Origin of the sequence: Shigella sp. FC1567 (assembly GCF_001743015.1) — a bacterium.
Classification (GTDB): Bacteria; Pseudomonadota; Gammaproteobacteria; order Enterobacterales; family Enterobacteriaceae; genus Escherichia; species Escherichia coli.
The window spans coordinates 1-643 of record NZ_MIIV01000361.1; the positions used below are offsets into that span (position 1 = coordinate 1).

Here is a 643-nt window from a genome sequence, read left to right on the forward strand (position 1 = left end):
AGGCTGGGCCATACTCCTCCGGCAGAAGCAGAAAAAGCTTATTATGCTTCCATCGGAAACGATGATCTGGCAGCCTGAGTTCACAGATAAAACACTCTCTAGGAAACCCGGGGCGGTTCAAGGACTCTATCATCGCCAATCATCAGACATTGAAATAGACGACACTGAGATGACGCTTACAATTCTTTTGGTTTCTGTAATAAGTAATCTGACATCCCCCGTGCCCAGAAGAGGAGAGGGATATCAAGCCCAAGGGTTAATAATTGATACTACGGTTAAAATTGCCTTCAGTAAAGGAAACGTGATTAAATTCAGGGGATTTCAGAGTGAAAACCATACAACATATTAAAATCTGTTCATTTAGCTATAATACATACAAGAAAGTGTCCAGTTAGATAATGTTATCTAAATAACCACAGATAAAAACGCACATAATTGGGGGGGGGATGAAAATACCTGAAGCAGTAAATCATATTAATGTTCAGAATAATATTGATCTTGTTGATGGAAAAACGAATCCGAATAAAGCAACAAAAGCATTACAAAAAAATATATTACGCGTAACAAACTCATCTTCTTCTGGCATAAGTGAAAAACATTTAGATCACTGTGCTAATACTGTGAAAAACTTTTTAAGGAAGTC

1 protein-coding gene and 1 pseudogene are annotated in these 643 nt (G+C 37.5%); both read left to right on the forward strand.

Going from position 1 to position 643, the window contains the following annotated elements; translation table 11 throughout:
- Nucleotides 1–349: hypothetical protein (locus BHE85_RS27060; protein ID WP_206779291.1), on the forward strand; the 349-nt coding region annotated here is incomplete at its 5' end.
- A gap of 97 nt (nt 350–446) precedes the next feature.
- Nucleotides 447–643 (forward strand): annotated as a pseudogene (locus BHE85_RS17825) (hypothetical protein); the annotation flags it as partial.